Below are 19,370 nucleotides of genomic sequence, written 5' to 3'. Positions count from 1 at the left end.
ATTGCAGCAAAAAAACATTTATATTTTACAACAAAATAACCCATCAACTTTCACATAACGCTTGAATTAAGAATTCTCGCGACTAGATCACAAATCGTGACCAAGCATTGCAAGAATTTGCGTTAGTTTATCTTGTTGATCAAAGTTAATAACAATTTTGCCTTTACCATTTTTATTTTGGTTTACGGCAACTTTGGTACCAAAACGTTCACTCAAACTTAGCTGTAATGCCACGGTTTGTGGCTGCGGAGCTAGCTTTGCTGGCGCTTCAGTTGGATTTAAGAGTGTTTTTACTAGCTTTTCAGCCTCACGCACAGTTAACAACTTATTGATGATAATTTGTGCAGCAGCTAACTGTTGTTGCTCATCTAAGGCCAATAAAGCCCTTGCATGACCCATTTCTAGTTGTTTTTGCTCAACCAATTGTTTAACTGCATCAGATAATTGGTTCAATCGCAATAAATTAGAAACAGCAGCACGAGATTTACCCACCGCATCGGCAACTTGTTGATGAGTTAATGAAAACTCTTGTTGTAAACGTTCTAACGCCCGCGCTTCTTCGATAGCATTAAGGTCTTCACGTTGAATATTTTCAATCAACGCAATAGCAACCGTAGCACGATCATCAACATTTTTAATAATACAAGGTACAACCTGTAGTCCCGCTTGACGGGCAGCTTGCCAACGACGTTCACCCGCTATAATTTCATAACTTTGGCTATCAAGACGACGTACAACAATCGGTTGAATCACACCTTGGGCACGAATCGAATCGGCTAATTCAGTTAATGCATCAGCAGCCATTGCTTTACGAGGCTGATATTGACCTGATTTAAGTGCGGTAACTGCAATCTGACGTAATTCACCATCAACGGCAGCCTGTTGTGATGCGTTGTTATCACTTTGTTGTTTTTTAGCTTGAGCAACATTGCTGGTGGCTAATAGGGCATCAAGGCCTTTGCCCAAGCCTCGTTTATTGAAATTCATGGAAAACCTTACGCTTCAACCTGGGGGGCTTGTAGTGCTAATTCATCACGGCGAATCATTTCACCGGCCAGCGCTAAATACGCCTTAGCACCACTAGAATATTTGTCATAATACATTGCTGGGCGACCATGACTTGGTGCTTCAGCAAGACGAACATTACGAGGAATAACAGTACGGTAAACTTTATCCCCAAAATGCTTTTTCAACTGTTGTGATACTTCATTTGAAAGTCGATTACGGGGATCAAACATAGTCCGTAATAGCCCTTCGATTTTAAGGTCACTATTAACAACCGCGGTTAATTTGCTGATGGTGTCCATCAATGCAGTTAAGCCCTCAAGGGCAAAATATTCACACTGCATCGGCACTAACACAGAATCAGCCGCAGTCATCGCATTGATTGTTAATAAGTTTAAAGAGGGTGGACAATCGATAAAAATATAATCGTAATTATCTCTGACTGGCGCTAGTGCATTCCGTAATCGCGTCTCACGAGAAAACACTTCCATCAATTTAATTTCAGCGGCGGTTACATCACCATTAGCGGCTATCAAATGATAGCCCCCCGTGGTTTCGTTAATAACAACTTGATTAAATGGGGTTTCTTCTACAAGAAGATCATAAGCAGTAGATTCGACTTGGTATTTGTCGACACCACTGGCCATAGTAGCGTTACCTTGAGGATCGAGATCGATCACTAATACTTTACGCTGTGTCGCAGCCAATGAAGCAGCCAGATTGACACACGATGTTGTTTTACCAACACCACCTTTCTGATTTGCAACAGCTATGATTCTTCCCACAAAAAAAACCTCAACAATTAATCTTTTGCCGTTAAAACAACTAAATGACGTTCACCATCAAGTTCAGGTACTTGCAAAGATTTAACTTCAACAACTGTACACCATTCAGGTAAATCTGAGACTTCATCCTGATGATACTGACCTTTAAGGGCGAAAAACTGACCGCCTGATTTAGGTAAATGGTGACACCAATTAACCATGTCTGACATTGAAGCAAAGGCGCGACTTAATACCGCATCAAAACCTTCACCAGGATCAAACTCTTCAACACGACTTTGGACAGCAGTAACATTGGTAATTTTTAGCTCATGGATAACTTGGCGAATAAATCGAATTCGTTTACCTAAGCTATCTAGCAGCGTAAATGATTTATTAGGGCACATAATCGCTAATGGAATTCCAGGTAAACCTGGACCAGTACCCACATCAATGTAACGCTCACCATCTAAATATTGGCTAACAACAATGCTATCCATAATGTGTTTAACTAACATTTCATTAGGATCACGCACAGAAGTCAAATTATACGCTTTATTCCACTTATGCAGCAGTTGCACATAACCAATCAATTGATCGAGTTGTTGTTCTGTGACCTGTAGGTCAGTTTGAGCGATAAGTTGTATTAAACGTTGTTTCATTATCTAGCCCTTATTCGCCTTTTTTAAGCAAACCGTGTTTTTTCAAATATACCAACAATAATGAAATAGCCGCTGGTGTAATACCTGAAATACGTGATGCCATACCCACAGATTCAGGCTTAGCGTCATTAAGCTTAATCACAACTTCGTTTGATAAACCTTTCACTAAGCTGTAATCAAGATCAAACGGCAGTTTAGTGGTCTCATGGCGTAATGACTTTTCTACTTCATCACGTTGGCGATCAATATAGCCTTGGTATTTAATCTGAATTTCAACTTGCTCACGCGCTTCAATATCTTCGTGTGCAGGTGCAAACGTTTCAATTGTCGTTAATTGTTCGTAAGTGACTTCAGGACGACGAAGAAGATCTTCACCATTAGCTTCACGAACGATCGGCGACTTGAGGATCTTATTTAAACTTTCAATATGATTCGAGTTTGGATTTACCCAAATCTCTTTCAAACGTTGGCGTTCTTGTTCCATATTTTCTAATTTCTGATTGAAACGCGCCCAACGCTCATCATCCACTAGACCTAATTCACGGCCCATTGGTGTTAGGCGTAAATCAGCATTATCTTCACGTAACAACAAGCGGTATTCCGCACGAGAAGTAAACATACGGTACGGTTCTTTAGTACCAATAGTTGATAAGTCATCGATCAATACGCCCATGTACGCTTGATCACGGCGTGGACTCCAACCTTCTTTATCTTGTGTTTGAAGAGCGGCGTTCATACCAGCCATCAAGCCTTGAGCAGCTGCTTCTTCGTAGCCGGTAGTACCGTTGATCTGTCCCGCAAAGAACAATCCATCAATGTATTTATTTTCAAAAGTTTGTTTCAGATCGCGCGGGTCAAAGAAATCATACTCAATCGCATAACCAGGTCGCATAATTGTCGCATTCTCAAATCCTTTCATTGAACGCACAATTTGCATTTGAACATCAAATGGTAAGCTTGTAGAAATACCATTTGGATACAGTTCATTGGTGGTTAAGCCTTCAGGCTCAATAAAGATTTGGTGACTGTTTTTATCCGCAAAACGCATTACTTTATCTTCAATTGAAGGGCAGTAGCGTGGGCCAATACCTTCAATAACACCAGCATACATCGGGCTACGATCAAGGTTATTACGAATAACCTCATGCGTACGCTCGTTGGTGTAAGTGATAAAACATGGAATTTGACGAGGATGATCCGATTGTTTCCCCATGAAAGAAAATGTTGGGGTTGGATTATCACCATGTTGGGTTTCAAGAATACTTAAATCAACAGTGCGTGCATCGATACGTGGTGGTGTACCCGTTTTTAAGCGATCAACACGTAAAGGTAATTCACGAAGACGATCCGCTAGTGCATTTGATGCAGGATCACCTGTACGACCGCCACTGTAGTTTTCTAAACCGATATGAATTTTACCGCCAAGGAATGTACCGACGGTTAATACCACAGCTTTTGCATGGAATTTTAAACCCATTTCAGTCACCACACCGGTTGTGCGATGATTTTCAACAATTAAATCAGTTACAGCTTGTTGGAAAATCATTAAATTAGGCTGATTTTCCAATACGTTACGTACTGCTGCTTTGTAAAGTGCACGATCTGCTTGCGCACGTGTTGCCCGAACTGCTGGGCCTTTGGAAGAGTTGAGTGTACGGAATTGGATTCCGCCTTTATCGATAGCATGCGCCATCAAGCCACCAAGGGCATCAACTTCTTTAACCAGGTGTCCTTTCCCGATCCCGCCGATAGCTGGGTTGCACGACATTTGGCCCAACGTATCGATATTATGGGTCAATAGTAAGGTTTTTTGTCCCATTCGGGCAGCTGCCAGTGCCGCTTCGGTACCGGCGTGACCACCACCCACAACGATGACATCAAATTTTTCCTGGTAAAACATGAAACTTCCTCAGGTATTTAAATAGCCAGTGAGTTAACTAGAGCAAAGGGCGGACATTCTATCCTGTTTCTTGGCAAGAGAGAATCTTTCATCAAGATCATTTGATCGGCCATTTACGTCTCTTAAATATATATAAGATCTTTTTAAAGAGATCTTCTATTAGATCTACTATTAGGATCCACTGATCGTGTGGATAACCGCTAAATGATCCTTATGATCATGCATTTATAGATGATCATTTGTTGTGGAGTAGCTTGGATCTTCCAGAGGATAGGCTGGGATCAAAATAGCTACTTATACACAGGAGGTCAGGGCTATATAAGTTATTAAATGGATAACTATGGGTTGATCACCGTTTAGATCCATTGTTATCCACAGATAAAAGCATTAAATAGGATTACTAATTGAGTAACTATTGACCACTTTTTAATCATTTAATAAATTTTGCCACTCTTCAAACCATATTTCAGCGGCATCTTCAGGCACTGGTGTCATTGAAACATCAATATCAAGTCGTTCACCAAGCTGCGTTGCACCTAATGAGAGTAAGCGTGCTTGAATATTTTTACCTGCAGCACAGAAAGTATCGTAATTACTATCGCCAAGCCCAATAACGGCAAATTTTAGCTGATCAAGAGTGGGGTTCTGATCAGCAAGAGCATTTGCAAAGGCAATAAAGTTATCTGGATAATCACCAGCCCCATGGGTTGAACAAATAATAAGCCAAATAGTGTCTTGGTTTAATTGATCAAATTGAGGTTGGTTAGTGATATCGGTTTGATGACCTTGTGCTGTGAGCAAATCAGCTAAATGATCGGCGACATATTCAGCACCACCAAGAGTGCTACCTGTGATCAGTGTAATAGTTGACATAATTGTCCTCTGATTGGTGTTAGATGGGATCATCGATATGAAACGATGAGTTCTAGCCAGAGATTGTACTGAGATCAAACCCTATAAAGATAGCCTTTATGGCATATGTGGCCATTTTTATTCACTGACAAGGTATTTTTTTTATCCACCAGCTTTGAATGGGGATGAAACAGGGAAAAAATGTGGGTATTTATACGAAAAAATGAAGGTTTATAGTGGTTAAGATGATCATCGTGGCAATGAAAGGCAAAAGGTGCTTGGCCTTTGTTAATGATCTTACCCACATGATCCCCTTATTGTTTGCACAAGCTTATGATCTTTAATTAATGCGATCATCATACTGATCGCGCTAATTAAATGATCTTATTTCTGCGGGGTAAAATAATCAGTTTTTGGGTGGTTGGATGGGGGATAACACTGACGTGATGGTGATAAAGAGCATTTATTTGAAAGGATGTTAATACGTTTTGAGGGGTATCAAAGGCAATTTGTTGGCCTTGTTCAAGCAATAATAAACGATCGCAAAATGTGATAGCTGTATTAAGATTATGAATGGCTACTAGTGCACTTTTCCCTTGTTGGCAATGGTGGCTTAAAATATTGAGTAATAGTGATTCATGACCAATATCAAGGCTGGCTGTTGGTTCATCAAGCAGCATGATAGCGGCATTTTGAATTAATAATCGTGCAAAATGCACTCGTTGTTGTTCACCTCCTGAGAGTTGGTTTATCGCGCGCTTCAATAAAGGTTTTATTTCTAACTGATTAATAATATTGGTTATTTCCTGTTTTGATATTAATGATGATTGATGCTGACCATAATGAATAATATCTTGAACCACAAAGCCAAATGCGGGTTCAGTATGTTGAGGTAAATAACTTAAATGATGTGCCCGTTGTTGATGACTGTAGCTGTCAAGAGGACGTTCAAAGAGTGAAATATCGCCACTTTTAGGGGTAATAAACCCGCTTAAGCATTTTAATAACGTACTTTTCCCGGCGCCATTGGGGCCGATAATTCCCACTAATTCACCGGGATTAATCGTAAAATTAATATCATTTAATAGTGGTTGTGATCCTTGGTCGTAACTTAATTGGTTGACTACCAGTGATGGGATCATGATTGTAATCCTTTATATTGGCTGCGTATAAGTAGAATAATAAAATAGATCCCACCAATAACTGCCGTGATAATGCCTGTTTTTAATTCATTGGGCGCTATGACAGTGCGAGCAATAAGATCACATGCTAACAAGAACATCGCACCGAATAAGGCTGAAAACGGTAATAAAATACGATTATTCGGTCCTATTAGTAACCGTGCTAAATGCGGTACTATTAATCCAATAAAACCGATAGGACCTGCCACTGCAATAGCCATTGCGGTAAGAATAGTGGTTAACAATAATAATATTCGGCGACTGCGCTGAACATTGATTCCCATTCCATGGGCATTTTGCTCCCCTAAAGCCAGTAAATTTAGGGTTTGACCGTGGCGTAATAAAAACCAAGCAGCCATTATAATGATGGGGGTTGGCCATAATAATTGTTGCCATGTACGAGCGTCTAATCCTCCCATGGTCCAGAATACAAACTCACTCACTTCATATTGTTGAGCGGTTAACAATACGCCCATGGTTAACCCACCTAATAAACTTGATACGGCGAGTCCCGCTAAAATAATGAACAAGCCGTGTTGTTGAGTTTGACGAGCAATTAAATAGACGATTGTTGCTGTTGTTAATGCGCCGATAGCGGTCACAAGCGGTAATAGCGCAGGATTGACAACGGTTAAGCCACTGACAATCGCGACTACTGCCGCAAAACTACTGCCAGCGCTAATACCTAATATATCTGGGCTCGCGAGGGGATTCCTAAATAGCCCTTGGCTGCATGCCCCCGCTAATGCCAAGGCACTTCCAGCTAATATTGCAGCACAAGCTCGAGGCAAACGAATCTGTAGAATAATAGCGGAGGCTAAAGGGTGTTGTTGTTGAGCTAAGGATTCTCCACCATGAATATAACTGACTAGCATGGCAACAATATCATGCATAGGAATAGCAACGGATCCAAGGCTTAAATAAAGCATTAGCAGTACCAGTAATGCGGTAACGGCTAATACACCTTGTAATGGCTTAATGTATTGATGGGCGAACATGAGACTGATAAACCTTATGATTAAGGTAGATGATAGCATCGGCAATATATTGGCTATCGGTTGAACGGAGTGAGTGCGGTAAGCTAATCACTCGTCGATCACGAATGGCGGTTAATGTTTGCAGCGCAGGATCGTGTAATAACTGTTGTCTAAAACCACTATTATCTTTACCTGGAATAATAATAACATCAGGGTTAAGTGCTAACAGTTGTTCTTTTGCTATTGGGACTTGGCCAAACTTATCACCATGGGTATTGGCTATGACATTATTCAGCTGAGCATGTTTGATAATTGTATTAATCGTGGAGTTTTGATTACTTGATGCTCCCCATGGTGTGTATTCCAGTGCTGTTAACTTTTGCTGTGGAACAATAACCTGTTGTTTAAGTCTGGCGTTCATTTTCTCAACGAGTGCGGCTGCTGCTGCATTTTTATTGACGAGTTTTCCGACTAATAAAATATTTTTTTCAATATTTTTAAGGCTATAAACAGTTTTAATAACAAAAACATTGATACCAGCTGCGCGTAATTGAGCAATTTTCGGTCCATCACTCCAACTGGCCACCAGCACTAAATCAGGACGTTCTGCAATGATACGTTCTACGTTTAAATCTCGTAATGGTAGGGTATCTGGAATTTTATCGGCAATGATTGAATAAGTCGGGTCCTTACTTAAACGACTTAAACTGGTGATATTTTTTAAGGGTAACAGTGCCATTAACACCTGATCACTAAACATACTTTTAGAGTCAACTTGTGTCGGTATCGTGGTTAATGTCAGTGGGTGCTGACTGGCATCGGTGACGGTGATTGGATATGAGGTCTGTGCACTTAAACAGGCTGTGCTCGTGCATAGGCAGCCTATAAAAAATAAATTTTTAAGTCGTGAGTACATAATTTTCCATATGCTGCTAATAGTGAGCTTACCTCATCCTTGGCAAGCAAATTTTGCGCACATAGTTAGTGATTTTTTGAGCGCTGTCAATGGTCGTCTTCTGTTAGAATTACGCTTATTTGATAAGGAATAACACCGCTATGGTATTAAAATTTTCGGGTGATATTGATGAGCTTGCTTATCCCTTTATCTTTGAAGATTCCCCGTTATGTGATTTTGAAATTCTCACTGATGAATTATGCACGTATGTGGGGTTAGCCATTTCACAACTGCAAGATGATGAAGTGCGACGATCTTTATCATGGTTACAACCTCGTATTTTTCACCTTAATGGTTCTATTCGCGGTAAATGCGGTATCTTTGAAGCAGATATTATTAAGTTGAAAGCGGATTATCATTATTTTCGTGATCAAGTCATCGACAGTAATAAGCGCTTTGTATTGCCTCGAGGAATTGGTGCTGTGGTGCAGTTACATCAATGTCGTAGTCTGTCAAAGAAGGTGGTGCGCCAATTAGTTAACGTCGATGCGGTAGGTAAAAAAATACCTGAAACATTACCGCGATTCAGTAATTTGTTAGTGAATTACTTTTTTGCTCTAACGCGAGTGCTTAATCAGCAGACAGGGATTGAAGAGCCGGAATATATCAGTATAAATTACCCTAAACCCGAAGCTAAATAATAATAAAAACGCCACATATCAACAATATGTGGCGTTTTTGTAGCAGAACCATCAATGCGAGCGCAATGTTAGTGTTTACTTACCAATACAGAACGAAGTAAAGATACGGCCTAATAAGTCATCCGATGTAAACTCGCCTGTGATCTCACTTAAATGCTGTTGAGCTAACCGTAATTCTTCAGCCAGAATTTCGCCAGCCATAAAGCCTTCTAATTGTTCTTTACCAATCACTAAATGTTCAGCTGCACGTTCAAGGGCATCTAAGTGACGACGACGCGCCATAAAGCCACCTTCCGTTGTACCTGCAAATCCCATACATTGCTTTAAATGTTCACGTAAGTCGTCCACACCGTCGCCTGTGCGCGCTGAGAGACGAATAACCGTTGAATTGTTTGTTTCATTGATGCCGGTTACTTCATGGGTTAGCTCGGCTTTATTACGAATAACGGTTAAGCCCATATTTGCAGGTAAGCGTTCAATAAAATCAGGCCAGATATCTTTAGGATCGGTGGCATCGGTAGTGGTGCTATCTACCATGAATAATACGCGATCGGCATGTTCAATTTCAGCCCATGCGCGCTCAATACCAATTCGTTCTACTTCATCGGTTGCTTCACGTAAACCCGCGGTATCAATAATGTGTAATGGCATGCCATCAATGTGAATGTGTTCACGTAATACATCACGGGTTGTACCTGCGATATCGGTCACAATGGCGCTGTCTTTACCGGATAAGGCATTTAATAGGCTTGATTTACCAGCATTAGGACGACCAGCAATCACTACCTTCATGCCTTCGCGCATGATTGCGCCTTGGTTGGCTTGTTTACGTACATCGGCCAAGCGATCCATGATGTTGTTGAGATCACCACTGACTTTGCCGTCAGACAGAAAATCAATTTCTTCTTCAGGAAAATCAATCGCAGCTTCGACAAAAATACGTAAATGAATTAAAGCTTCGACTAATTCATTGACCTTGTTTGAGAATACGCCTTGCAGTGATTTAAAGGCACTTTTTGCTGCTTCTTCTGAGCTGGCATCAATTAAATCAGCAATGGCTTCTGCTTGGGCTAAATCAAGCTTGTCGTTCATAAAGGCACGTTCAGAGAACTCACCAGGACGCGCTGGACGAATACCATCAATATTAAGAATACGACGAATCATCATATCCATTAATACTGGACCACCGTGGCCTTGTAGCTCTAATACATCTTCACCCGTAAATGAATTGGGGCCTTTAAAAAATAGTGCGATCCCCTGATCAAGCGCAGTTCCATCTTCATTTTTAAATGGCAGGTATTCAGCGTAACGGGTTTTTAACTCACGACCAGCAACGGCAAGGGCTACTTCTTTCGCTTTAGGACCTGAAACGCGAATGATGCCGACGCCGCCACGGCCCGGTGGTGTTGCTTGTGCAACGATAGTATCGATATGTTGATTCATAACCTTGGCTTTGCTTGAAAATGACTTGATGATTGTAAACCACTGTGAGGGCTTACGCCTAATCTGCCCCATAAAAAAAGGCGACCCTAAGGCCGCCTTTCATTCACAGGGACAGCTTATTTAGCTTTGCTGTGTAAACCTTTTTTCTCCAACGCGCGGAAAATAATGGTTTGTTGAATCAGGGTCACAACGTTTGATACTAGCCAGTAAAGCACTAGACCAGAAGGGAACCATAGGAAGAAGAAAGTAAACATAACCGGCATAAAGGTCATGATCTTCTGCTGCATTGGATCCGTTACTGTTGATGGGCTGTTCTTTTGAATAAGGAACATTGATACACCCATAAGAACAGGCAGGATGTAGTACGGGTCTTGTGCTGACAGATCCGTAATCCAACCGAAGAATGGCGCATGACGCAATTCAACTGATCCCATTAGTGCCCAGTACAGTGCGATGAAAATTGGCATCTGTAGCATGATAGGTAAACAACCACCAAGTGGGTTTACTTTCTCTTTTTTGTACAGCTCCATCATTTCTTGGCTTTGACGTTGACGGTCATCACCTAAACGCTCACGCATTGCCTGAATTTTTGGCTGTAGCATGCGCATTTTCGCCATTGAGGTGTACTGCGCTTTTGTTAGTGGGTACATAGCACCACGAACAATTAGCGTTAGGATGATGATTGCAACACCCCAGTTACCTACAATACCGTGAATGAAAGAAAGCAATTTATGCAGTGGACTAGCAATGAACCATAACCAACCATAATCAACCGTTAGGTTTAGGTTAGCGGCTGTTGCTGCCATTTCTTTTTGCAACTTAGGACCAAGCCATAGTGTTGCTTTAATTTCTTTTGTTTGACCAGGAGCAACAGTCTCTAATGGCATACGAACGCCGATGTAACCTACACCGTTGTTATCGCTACTGTAGACTTGAGATGTCTGATCTGCACCATCACGAGGGATCCATGCTGATACGAAGTAGTTCTCCATAATCGCAACCCAGCCGTCATTCGCTGACTGGTTAAGGTTCTTCTCTTTGATGTCATCAAAACTGTATTTTGTGTATTTAGTATCGTTAGCTGAGTATGCAGCACCGTTGTAGGTGTGCATTGCCATGCCTTGAATACCGCCGCCAGTTTTGCTTTCTAGGCGGTGACGAAGCTGTGCATACATTTGTACTGTTGCAGGCTTGTCTGTTTTGTTGTCGACAGTGTAGTCAACATTAACCGCATAATTGTTACGCTTGAAAACGAACGTTTTGATGTAACTAATGCCATCACGAGTGAATGTCATTGGTACACGTAGTTCGTTTTGATCTGGTGCCATAACGAAGTTTTTCGCCGTTACCGCATATTGTGCACGACCATGTGTTTGTGAATCAGAACCATTGGTACCGATTAAGCCTGATTGCGCAATGTAATCGCGGCCATCAGTGTCACTTAATAAAACAAATGGGTCTTTAGAATCTAGGGTATTGTCGTATTTTAGTAGTTTTGCATTGATTACATCACCACCAAGCGTGTCGACTGTTAATTCCAGTACATCCGTTTTAATGGTAATTAAGTTAGTTGAAGTTTTCTGGTCAGCCAGCGGTTGATTATCACTTGAGTGTGATGGAATACCACTATTGTTATTGACTTGTTGCTCTACACCCGGCTTCGTTGGTTGCTGGTTTTTGTCGCCATGCCATTGTTGAAATAGCAAGAATGAGACAAACAGTAGGGCAATTAACAGAATATTACGTTGGGAACCCATGGTTAATGTTCTCTGTCGTTATGCTTGGTTGGCGGAACGGGGTCGTAACCACCGTCATTTAAAGGGTGACATTTTAATAGACGTTTCGCCGCTAACCAACAACCTTTTCGCGCTCCATGCGTTTTTACAGCTTCGATCGCATATTGAGAACATGTAGGGGTGAACCGACAGCGTGGTCCAAGAAGAGGACTGATTGCCAGTTGGTAAAAGCGGACTAGTCTTACGACTAGCCACGCGACGGGCGAGACAGGCGATGCCATAACTTATCTAACAACGTAAATAGTTCTTCGTTACTCAACCCATTGGCTGATTTCTTGGCAATGACTACGAAGTCGCAAGCTGGAAGCTGATGTTGTTTTAAACGGAAACTTTCGCGAACAACGCGTTTGAAACGGTTTCTGTCGACAGCAGTTTTAATCTGTTTTTTTGGAACAGCCAGACCGAGACGGGGGTGGTCGAGTTCGTTAGAACGGGCAAGAATAGTCAAGTGGGGAGAGCCAGCACGATGAGCTTGCTGGAAGACAGTTTTATAATGTTCGGGAGTTAACAAACGTAACTCCCGAGAAAAAGCGAACTTATTCAAAATAATCGTCGATGATTACTTAGAAAGACGCTTACGGCCTTTAGCGCGACGTGCATTGATTGTTGCACGACCGTTCTTAGTTGCCATACGAGCACGGAAGCCGTGACTACGCTTACGCTTAAGAACAGAAGGTTGGAATGTGCGTTTCATGGTTTTACCTTAAATTAACTGATCAGTTTTTAAGTTTGTTAGATGTAATTGGCCATAATTGGACAATTACCACGAACAAAGAGGCGGAATTGTAATCACTGACTAACAAAGAGTCAATAATTATACCCACATCTAATGACGGGCGCTGCATTATACGTTTTATAGCGCGAAGTTCAAGGATCCTTATTGGATCCCTATTTGAGTTAAAAAAGCCTTTAGTCGTGGATCGTTAGGATGATTAAAGATCTGTTCTGGTGGCCCTTGCTCTACAAATTGACCGTCGGCCATGAAGATCACTCTGTCGGCGACTTCACGCGCAAATTGTAATTCATGAGTGACGATCAACATTGTTTGTTGTTGCTTTGCCAATTTTTTGATCAAATTTAGCACTTCATTGACCCACAATGGATCCAGTGCTGATGTGGGCTCATCGAGTAAAAGTAATTCTGCATCTAATGCCATTGCACGACCAATACCCACTCGCTGCTGTTGACCTCCTGAGAGAGAGGCGGGGTAGTTGTCAGCTTTATCAGCTAAGCCAATATCTGCCAAAATATTGAGCGCCCGTTGCTGGGCTTGTTGTTTGTTGAGGCCCTTAACGACACGTAAGCCTTCACTAATATTTTGTTGTGCTGTCAGATGATTAAATAAAGCGTAATTTTGAAACACAAATCCGGTTTGGCGTCGTAGGGCTAAAATGTCATTTTTTTTAGGTTGTAGGCACTCAACCGTCGCATCATTGATGGTGATGGTGCCACTATTGGCATTTTCAAGATAATTTAAGCACCGTAAAAATGTTGATTTTCCGGTGCCTGATGGACCAATGATCGCCACAATTTCACCTTTCTTAATGGTGAGATCGAGATCGCTAAAAATCGTCTGTTCGCCAAAACGTTTAGTCAGTTTATTTATATTAATCATCGTACGTAAGCCCTATCTAACCGTGTTTCTGCTAATTGTTGTAAGCGAGTAAGCACTATCACTACAGCCCAGTATATAAATGCGACGGCAAGAAACGCTTCAAAGAATTTAAAACTTGATGAGGCTTCCATTTGTGCTTTTGCCATGATTTCTGGCACACCTAAAGTAAAGGCGAGTGACGTTGATTTAATCATATCAATAAAATAATTCATTAATGATGGCAATGCGATACGAGTGGCTTGCGGCAATATAATACGCCGCATGGTTTGCCATTCAGTCATGCCAATAGCGAGGCTGGCTTCACGTTGGCTACGGTCGACACCAATAATTGCGGCTCGAATACTTTCTGCCATGTAGGCTGCAAAATGGAGGCTAAGGCCAATTACCGCCGCACTAAAAGCGTCCAGTCCAACTAAGCCTGGCATCACTTGTGGCAAGCCATAGTAGAGTAAAAATAGTTGTACTAGTAATGGGGTTCCACGAAAAAAACTAATATAAAGCTGTGTTAAAGGGTTGAGAAGAGGGAGCTTATAAATACGAATTAAAGCGAGAATTAAGCCCAGTATTAGCGAAAAAATAGCCCCAAGAGCAGCCATAGATAATGTCGTTGGCAGATATTTCAACAAAATAGGTATCAACGACAACATATAATTAAAATCAAAACCCATAATGGTGATCCGTAGTACTGGCTATGCAAGCGGTATTAATAAATTCACCACCACAATATGATTTGTGATGGTGAAACGATGAATTATTGGGTGATATCGGTATGAAACCACTTGTTTGATATTGCAGTAAGGGTGCCATCTTTACGCATTGCAGCTAAGGCTTCATTTACCTGTTGTTGCAATAATTTGCCTTTAGCGTTATTTAAAAATGGCCATGCATTTTCAATGGTTGCAAAAGGTTTACCAGCTAACTGAAGTGGTAATGGTTTACTGGTGATAATCGCGACTGATGATAGACGATCCATCACAAAGGCATCGGTACGTCCTAGAGCGACATCTTGTTCAATACCACTATCATAGGTTTTGATATCAATATCATTGGCATTGGGTAAGTTACGCAGTAATTGCTCGTAGTTTGAACCAAGGTTAACCCCAACTGTTTTGCCATTTAAGTCCGCGATTGAATGAATTGTGGTATTGCCTTTTCTTACTACTAATTGCGCGCCATCAATCACATAAGGTTGACTAAATAAAAATTTGGCTTGGCGTGCTGGCGTGATAGAAATTTGGTTAGAAATAGTATCGATACGGCCTGTTTCTAATTGGCCAAATAAACCAGAGAAACTGGCAGTAACAAATTCAACGTTATAGTCATTGCGTTTACCAATGGCATTCCAAAGATCAACTTCAAACCCTTGTAGCTTATCTTGGCTAACAAAAGTAAAAGGGAAATAACGACCTGACATGCCCACTTTTACTGTGGTTGCAGCCATAACACTGGTGGTTGTACTAGCAAATAGCGTACTTGCGATCACGAATGTTTTTATCCAGTTTTTCATTCGGTATTTTCCTTAACTTGATAGGGCTTTATTTGGTGAAAACATCCTACCTCGATATTTAATCATAAAGATAATAATTAACAGTTATTTGAAATAACCATTTGTTTGGCTACCGACATATTGTGAGCTGATATTATGCTTTTTACGGCACATAAAAGGGGGCTGATTGTCATAAAAGGTTACCCACAGCGGTAGGTTTTCCCTGTGGATGATAATGGCTGATGATATAATGGTCATTTTCGAGTAAAAACAGCATTAAACGGGCAATGAAAGACTTATCTTTGTGGCAGGTGTGTTAATATAGCTGTGGGTAAAGGTGGGTTAAATTGTGCTGATCTTGCATTTTATTGTGAGATCTATGTGCATAAGTTCGATCTTATTCACTGGATCTGGGATCTCTTTACTGGCGATCCTTGTTCAGCGAGTATAAAATTATCTTCCTTTTTGTATTTTGTTTATTCAGTGTGGAGTCTACCTTGTCATCTTCGCTATGGTTGCAGTGCCTTCAACGCCTTCAGGAAGAACTCCCTGCGACAGAATTCAGTATGTGGCTGCGTCCGCTTCAGGCTGAATTAAATGATCATACATTGACATTATTTGCCCCTAATCGATTTGTATTAGATTGGGTGCGTGATAAATACCTTAATAATATCAATCGTCTGCTTAATGAATTTTGTGGCACTGATGTTCCGAGTCTGCGTTTTGAAGTGGGAAGCAAACCTGTTGTTGCGCCACCTCAACCTGTTGCGCCGCCGGTTTTTACTTTGCCGCAATCAAGACCGCGCACTGAACCTGAACCTGTGCATTACGAGCCAGCACCGTCTCCGGTACAAACGGAGTCTCCTGGTGGCTATCGTTCAAATGTAAACCCTAAACATAATTTCAATAATTTTGTGGAAGGTAAGTCAAACCAACTTGGCCTTGCCGCTTGTCGTCAGGTATCTGATAACCCAGGCGCGGCTTACAATCCGTTATTTTTATATGGCGGTACAGGTTTGGGTAAAACGCACTTACTGCATGCGGTGGGTAATGCGATTGCTAATCGTAAACCCAATGCCAAAGTGGTGTACATGCACTCTGAGCGTTTTGTGCAAGATATGGTGAAAGCGCTACAAAACAATGCCATTGAAGAATTTAAGCGTTATTACCGTAGTGTTGATGCTCTTTTGATTGATGACATTCAATTTTTTGCTAATAAAGAACGTTCTCAAGAAGAATTTTTTCATACCTTTAATGCACTATTAGAGGGTAACCAACAAATTATTTTGACCTCGGATCGCTATCCTCGTGAAATTAATGGGGTTGAAGATCGCTTAAAGTCACGTTTTGGTTGGGGGCTGACGGTTGCTATTGAGCCGCCAGAGCTAGAAACCCGCGTTGCTATTTTAATGAAGAAGGCCGAAGATCATAATATTCGTCTGGCAGATGAAGTGGCATTCTTTATTGCAAAGCGTTTACGTTCCAATGTGCGTGAATTAGAAGGTGCGTTGAATCGTGTGATTGCCAATGCTAACTTTACTGGTCGCGCGATCACGATTGATTTTGTGCGTGAAGCACTGCGTGATTTATTAGCGCTGCAAGAAAAATTAGTGACGATTGATAACATTCAAAAGACGGTTGCAGAATATTATAAAATCAAGATGGCTGATATGCTGTCTAAACGTCGCTCTCGTAGCGTTGCGCGTCCTCGTCAGATGGCGATGGCGTTAGCAAAAGAACTGACAAACCACAGTCTTCCTGAGATTGGCGATGCTTTTGGCGGTCGTGATCATACGACCGTACTCCATGCTTGTCGTAAGATTGAGCAGCTACGTGAAGAAAGCCACGATATTAAAGAAGATTATTCAAACTTAATTAGAACGTTGTCGTCTTAATATGAAATTTACTGTTGAACGTGAACATTTATTAAAACCTTTGCAACAGGTGACTGGTGCTTTAGGTGGTCGTCCATCTTTACCTATTCTAGGCAATATTTTACTGCAAGTTGAGAATGGGTGTCTGTCAATGACAGGTACCGATCTTGAAGTGGAGCTCATTGCTAAGGTTGCGTTAGAAGGCGATTTTGAAGCGGGTGCTGTAACTGTACCGTCACGTAAATTTTTAGATATTTGTCGTGGCTTACCCGATAGTGCCACTATTGCAGTTATCTATGAAGGTGATCGAGTATTAATTCGCTCTGGTCGTAGTCGTTACACGTTAACGACATTACCAGCGGCTGATTTTCCAAATATTGAAGATTGGCAAAGCGAAGTTGAGTTTACTATTGAACAGGGGCGCATGCGTCAGCTGATTGATAGCACTCAATTTTCAATGGCTAATCAAGATGTGCGTTACTACCTTAACGGGATGTTATTTGAAACCGATGTTCAACATTTACGCTCGGTTGCAACTGATGGTCACCGTATGGCGGTGTGTGCGATTGATACAGGTCATGATTTACCAACCAAGCAAATTATTGTGCCGCGTAAAGGGGTACTTGAATTGGTGCGGTTGTTTGATAACCCTGAAGCCTTAGTCAATATTCAAATTGGTCATTCAAATTTACGCGCGACAGTGGGTAATTTTGTGTTTACCTCAAAGCTAGTTGATGGCCGCTTCCCTGATTATCGTCGTGTAATGCCCCAAAATAGCACCAAATTTGTGGAAGCAAATTGTGATGAGATGCGTAAAGCATTTGCGCGAGCGGCTATTTTATCTAATGAAAAATTCCGGGGTGTTAGAGTTGGCTTGTCCAACGGTGAAATGCGGATCACGGCTAACAACCCTGAACAGGAAGAAGCAGAAGAGTTTCTTGATGTTGATTATGAAGGTGACAGCTTAGAGATTGGTTTCAACGTTAGTTATGTACTTGATGTATTGAATACACTTAAATGTGATCAAGTACGGTTGTCATTATCAGATGCCAATGCACCGTCATTAATTGAAGATGCAACCAATGATGAAGCTATGTATGTAGTAATGCCAATTAGATTGTAATTATGGCACTTACTCGATTATTGGTGCAGGATTTTCGCAATATAGCCCAGTGTGATATTGCGTTAGCCAGTGGGTTTAATTTTTTAGTTGGTGCCAATGGCAGCGGTAAAACCAGTGTCCTTGAAGCAATTCATTATTTAGGGCACGGACGTTCATTCCGCAGCCATTTAACCAGTCGTGTGATTCGCCATGAACAGCAACAGTTATTTATTCATGGTCGAGTAACCGATAATAATGACCTCACTTTACCGGTGGGGATCAGTAAACAGCGCGATGGCAGTACTGAAGTTAAAATTGGTGGAGAGGGCAATCAAAAGCTCGCTCAGCTGGCGCAAATTTTGCCACTTCAGTTAATTACTCCTGAAGGGTTCGATTTATTAATTGGCGGACCTAAATTTCGACGGGCTTTTATTGATTGGGGTGTGTTTCATGTTGAACCAAAGTTCTATAATGCATGGAGCCGCTTAAAACGTTTGACGAAACAACGTAATGCATTATTAAAGCAAGCACGAAGCTACCGTGAACTCAGTTATTGGGATCAAGAGTTAGCATTACTTGCTGAACAAATCAGTGTGTGGCGTCAAGAGTACATTACTGCCGTAAAAATTAAAGCGGCTGAAATATGTCAGGTGTTCCTACCTGAATTTGAAATCCAGCTCGGTTTTTATCGTGGCTGGGAAAAAGAGACACCGTATGCTGAGCTGCTGCAACGTAATTTCGAACGTGACTGTCAGCTTGGCTATACCGTAAGTGGGCCCCATAAGGCTGATTTACGGATTAAAGTTGCTGGAACACCGGTTGAGGACGTTTTGTCCCGCGGTCAGCTAAAGTTAATGGTGTGTGCGTTGCGTTTAGCGCAAGGCCTACATCTTACTGAGGCCACCGGCAAACAGTGTATTTACCTAATTGATGATTTTGCTTCCGAATTGGATAGCCATAGGCGAGCGTTGCTTGCGCAGCGATTAAAGGAAACTAACGCCCAAGTGTTCATTAGTGCTATTAGTCGCGAGCAAGTGGTTGATATGCTTGATGAAAATGGTAAGTTGTTCATGGTTGAACACGGTAAGATAACACAGGATAATTAAAGCGAGAGTAACTC

20 protein-coding genes are annotated in these 19,370 nt (G+C 41.5%); 4 read left to right on the top strand and 16 right to left on the bottom strand.

All coding sequences use genetic code 11. The annotated features are described in order from the left end of the window. Nucleotides 1-87: 87 nt before the first annotated feature. The 8 genes from VXS03_RS17715 to VXS03_RS17680 all read right to left on the bottom strand — a co-directional run bounded on the left by VXS03_RS17715 (nt 88) and on the right by VXS03_RS17680 (nt 8,254). Nucleotides 88-987, bottom strand: coding sequence for a ParB/RepB/Spo0J family partition protein (locus tag VXS03_RS17715; protein WP_327765204.1), 900 nt, complete (start codon nt 985-987; stop codon nt 88-90). Nucleotides 988-995: 8 nt separating this feature from the next. Next, nucleotides 996-1,790, bottom strand: a complete 795-nt coding sequence (locus VXS03_RS17710) for a ParA family protein (RefSeq protein ID WP_080159055.1) — start codon at nt 1,788-1,790, stop codon at nt 996-998. Between the two features lie 17 nt (nt 1,791-1,807). Further along, entirely contained in the window at nt 1,808-2,428 is a 621-nt protein-coding gene (gene rsmG / locus VXS03_RS17705) for a 16S rRNA (guanine(527)-N(7))-methyltransferase RsmG (protein WP_327765203.1), read from the bottom strand. 10 nt (nt 2,429-2,438) lie between these two features. Further along, nucleotides 2,439-4,328: a tRNA uridine-5-carboxymethylaminomethyl(34) synthesis enzyme MnmG gene (gene mnmG / locus VXS03_RS17700; RefSeq protein WP_080159053.1), complete on the bottom strand. Its 1,890-nt coding sequence runs from the start codon at nt 4,326-4,328 to the stop codon at nt 2,439-2,441. Between the two features lie 426 nt (nt 4,329-4,754). Beyond that, nucleotides 4,755-5,201 (bottom strand): FMN-binding protein MioC, encoded by a 447-nt coding sequence (mioC, locus tag VXS03_RS17695; RefSeq protein ID WP_327765202.1) that lies wholly within the window; start codon nt 5,199-5,201, stop codon nt 4,755-4,757. A 353-nt stretch (nt 5,202-5,554) separates the two neighbouring features. Continuing rightward, complete coding sequence (locus VXS03_RS17690; protein ID WP_327765201.1) at nt 5,555-6,322, bottom strand: ABC transporter ATP-binding protein; 768 nt, start codon at nt 6,320-6,322, stop codon at nt 5,555-5,557. After that, nucleotides 6,319-7,359, bottom strand: coding sequence for a FecCD family ABC transporter permease (locus VXS03_RS17685; RefSeq protein WP_327765200.1), 1,041 nt, complete (start codon nt 7,357-7,359; stop codon nt 6,319-6,321). The genes VXS03_RS17690 and VXS03_RS17685 overlap by 4 nt, the downstream gene beginning before the upstream one ends. Continuing rightward, a complete protein-coding gene (locus tag VXS03_RS17680; protein ID WP_327765199.1) occupies nt 7,337-8,254 on the bottom strand; it encodes an ABC transporter substrate-binding protein in 918 nt (305 codons plus the stop codon). Before VXS03_RS17680 ends, VXS03_RS17685 begins: the two co-directional genes overlap by 23 nt. Before the next feature lie 140 nt (nt 8,255-8,394). Between VXS03_RS17680 and VXS03_RS17675 the strand changes: the two genes are divergently transcribed. After that, on the top strand, nt 8,395-8,934 hold the full coding sequence (locus VXS03_RS17675; protein ID WP_327765198.1) for a cobalamin adenosyltransferase: 540 nt from the start codon (nt 8,395-8,397) through the stop codon (nt 8,932-8,934). A gap of 75 nt (nt 8,935-9,009) precedes the next feature. Here the strand turns inward: VXS03_RS17675 and mnmE are convergent, their stop codons facing one another. The 8 genes from mnmE to VXS03_RS17635 all read right to left on the bottom strand — a co-directional run bounded on the left by mnmE (nt 9,010) and on the right by VXS03_RS17635 (nt 15,295). Next, nucleotides 9,010-10,377, bottom strand: a complete 1,368-nt coding sequence (gene mnmE, locus VXS03_RS17670; RefSeq protein ID WP_327765197.1) for a tRNA uridine-5-carboxymethylaminomethyl(34) synthesis GTPase MnmE — start codon at nt 10,375-10,377, stop codon at nt 9,010-9,012. A 116-nt stretch (nt 10,378-10,493) separates the two neighbouring features. After that, the gene (yidC, locus tag VXS03_RS17665) at nt 10,494-12,134 is read right to left on the bottom strand and encodes a membrane protein insertase YidC (protein WP_327765196.1); all 1,641 of its coding nucleotides are present in this window, start codon (nt 12,132-12,134) and stop codon (nt 10,494-10,496) included. Between the two features lie 2 nt (nt 12,135-12,136). Then, nucleotides 12,137-12,394 carry a membrane protein insertion efficiency factor YidD gene (gene yidD / locus VXS03_RS17660; protein ID WP_080159046.1) on the bottom strand — a complete coding sequence of 86 codons (258 nt, stop codon included), beginning with the start codon at nt 12,392-12,394 and terminating at the stop codon, nt 12,137-12,139. Beyond that, nucleotides 12,361-12,717, bottom strand: coding sequence for a ribonuclease P protein component (gene rnpA, locus VXS03_RS17655; protein ID WP_080159045.1), 357 nt, complete (start codon nt 12,715-12,717; stop codon nt 12,361-12,363). The genes yidD and rnpA overlap by 34 nt, the downstream gene beginning before the upstream one ends. Before the next feature lie 15 nt (nt 12,718-12,732). Continuing rightward, on the bottom strand, nt 12,733-12,867 hold the full coding sequence (gene rpmH, locus VXS03_RS17650) for a 50S ribosomal protein L34 (RefSeq protein ID WP_006233350.1): 135 nt from the start codon (nt 12,865-12,867) through the stop codon (nt 12,733-12,735). A gap of 183 nt (nt 12,868-13,050) precedes the next feature. Next, complete coding sequence (locus tag VXS03_RS17645) at nt 13,051-13,788, bottom strand: amino acid ABC transporter ATP-binding protein (protein ID WP_327765195.1); 738 nt, start codon at nt 13,786-13,788, stop codon at nt 13,051-13,053. Then, nucleotides 13,785-14,456 carry an amino acid ABC transporter permease gene (locus VXS03_RS17640; protein ID WP_327765194.1) on the bottom strand — a complete coding sequence of 224 codons (672 nt, stop codon included), beginning with the start codon at nt 14,454-14,456 and terminating at the stop codon, nt 13,785-13,787. The genes VXS03_RS17645 and VXS03_RS17640 overlap by 4 nt, the downstream gene beginning before the upstream one ends. Before the next feature lie 83 nt (nt 14,457-14,539). Next, a complete protein-coding gene (locus tag VXS03_RS17635; protein WP_327765193.1) occupies nt 14,540-15,295 on the bottom strand; it encodes an amino acid ABC transporter substrate-binding protein in 756 nt (251 codons plus the stop codon). Between the two features lie 476 nt (nt 15,296-15,771). Here VXS03_RS17635 and dnaA point away from each other — a divergent pair, with 476 nt between their 5' ends. From dnaA to recF, 3 genes are read left to right on the top strand one after another with little or no spacing between them, the layout of a single operon-like run. Continuing rightward, the gene (dnaA, locus tag VXS03_RS17630) at nt 15,772-17,169 is read left to right on the top strand and encodes a chromosomal replication initiator protein DnaA (RefSeq protein ID WP_327765192.1); all 1,398 of its coding nucleotides are present in this window, start codon (nt 15,772-15,774) and stop codon (nt 17,167-17,169) included. 1 nt (nt 17,170) lies between these two features. Continuing rightward, nucleotides 17,171-18,271, top strand: a complete 1,101-nt coding sequence (gene dnaN, locus VXS03_RS17625) for a DNA polymerase III subunit beta (RefSeq protein WP_327765191.1) — start codon at nt 17,171-17,173, stop codon at nt 18,269-18,271. Between the two features lie 2 nt (nt 18,272-18,273). Beyond that, on the top strand, nt 18,274-19,356 hold the full coding sequence (gene recF / locus VXS03_RS17620; protein WP_327765190.1) for a DNA replication/repair protein RecF: 1,083 nt from the start codon (nt 18,274-18,276) through the stop codon (nt 19,354-19,356). Nucleotides 19,357-19,370: the final 14 nt, after the last annotated feature.

It is taken from the genome of Photobacterium sp. S4TG1, from assembly GCF_036040035.1.
GTDB lineage: Bacteria > Pseudomonadota > Gammaproteobacteria > Enterobacterales > Vibrionaceae > Photobacterium.
The sequence above is the reverse complement of the archived record's forward strand: the minus strand, read 5'-3'. Positions and strand labels throughout refer to the sequence as shown.

Excerpts from the sequence above, each read along its gene's own strand:
- VXS03_RS17715 (WP_327765204.1), bottom strand. The coding sequence starts at position 987 with ATGAATTTCAATAAACGAGGCTTGGGCAAAGGCCTTGATGCCCTATTA.
- mioC (WP_327765202.1), bottom strand. The coding sequence starts at position 5,201 with ATGTCAACTATTACACTGATCACAGGTAGCACTCTTGGTGGTGCTGAA.
- mnmE (WP_327765197.1), bottom strand. The coding sequence starts at position 10,377 with ATGAATCAACATATCGATACTATCGTTGCACAAGCAACACCACCGGGC.
- rsmG (WP_327765203.1), bottom strand. The coding sequence starts at position 2,428 with ATGAAACAACGTTTAATACAACTTATCGCTCAAACTGACCTACAGGTC.
- rpmH (WP_006233350.1), bottom strand. The coding sequence starts at position 12,867 with ATGAAACGCACATTCCAACCTTCTGTTCTTAAGCGTAAGCGTAGTCAC.
- VXS03_RS17640 (WP_327765194.1), bottom strand. The coding sequence starts at position 14,456 with ATGGGTTTTGATTTTAATTATATGTTGTCGTTGATACCTATTTTGTTG.
- VXS03_RS17675 (WP_327765198.1), top strand. The coding sequence starts at position 8,395 with ATGGTATTAAAATTTTCGGGTGATATTGATGAGCTTGCTTATCCCTTT.
- yidD (WP_080159046.1), bottom strand. The coding sequence starts at position 12,394 with ATGGCATCGCCTGTCTCGCCCGTCGCGTGGCTAGTCGTAAGACTAGTC.
- VXS03_RS17680 (WP_327765199.1), bottom strand. The coding sequence starts at position 8,254 with ATGTACTCACGACTTAAAAATTTATTTTTTATAGGCTGCCTATGCACG.
- VXS03_RS17645 (WP_327765195.1), bottom strand. The coding sequence starts at position 13,788 with ATGATTAATATAAATAAACTGACTAAACGTTTTGGCGAACAGACGATT.
- recF (WP_327765190.1), top strand. The coding sequence starts at position 18,274 with ATGGCACTTACTCGATTATTGGTGCAGGATTTTCGCAATATAGCCCAG.
- dnaN (WP_327765191.1), top strand. The coding sequence starts at position 17,171 with ATGAAATTTACTGTTGAACGTGAACATTTATTAAAACCTTTGCAACAG.
- VXS03_RS17690 (WP_327765201.1), bottom strand. The coding sequence starts at position 6,322 with ATGATCCCATCACTGGTAGTCAACCAATTAAGTTACGACCAAGGATCA.
- VXS03_RS17685 (WP_327765200.1), bottom strand. The coding sequence starts at position 7,359 with ATGTTCGCCCATCAATACATTAAGCCATTACAAGGTGTATTAGCCGTT.
- mnmG (WP_080159053.1), bottom strand. The coding sequence starts at position 4,328 with ATGTTTTACCAGGAAAAATTTGATGTCATCGTTGTGGGTGGTGGTCAC.
- yidC (WP_327765196.1), bottom strand. The coding sequence starts at position 12,134 with ATGGGTTCCCAACGTAATATTCTGTTAATTGCCCTACTGTTTGTCTCA.
- VXS03_RS17635 (WP_327765193.1), bottom strand. The coding sequence starts at position 15,295 with ATGAAAAACTGGATAAAAACATTCGTGATCGCAAGTACGCTATTTGCT.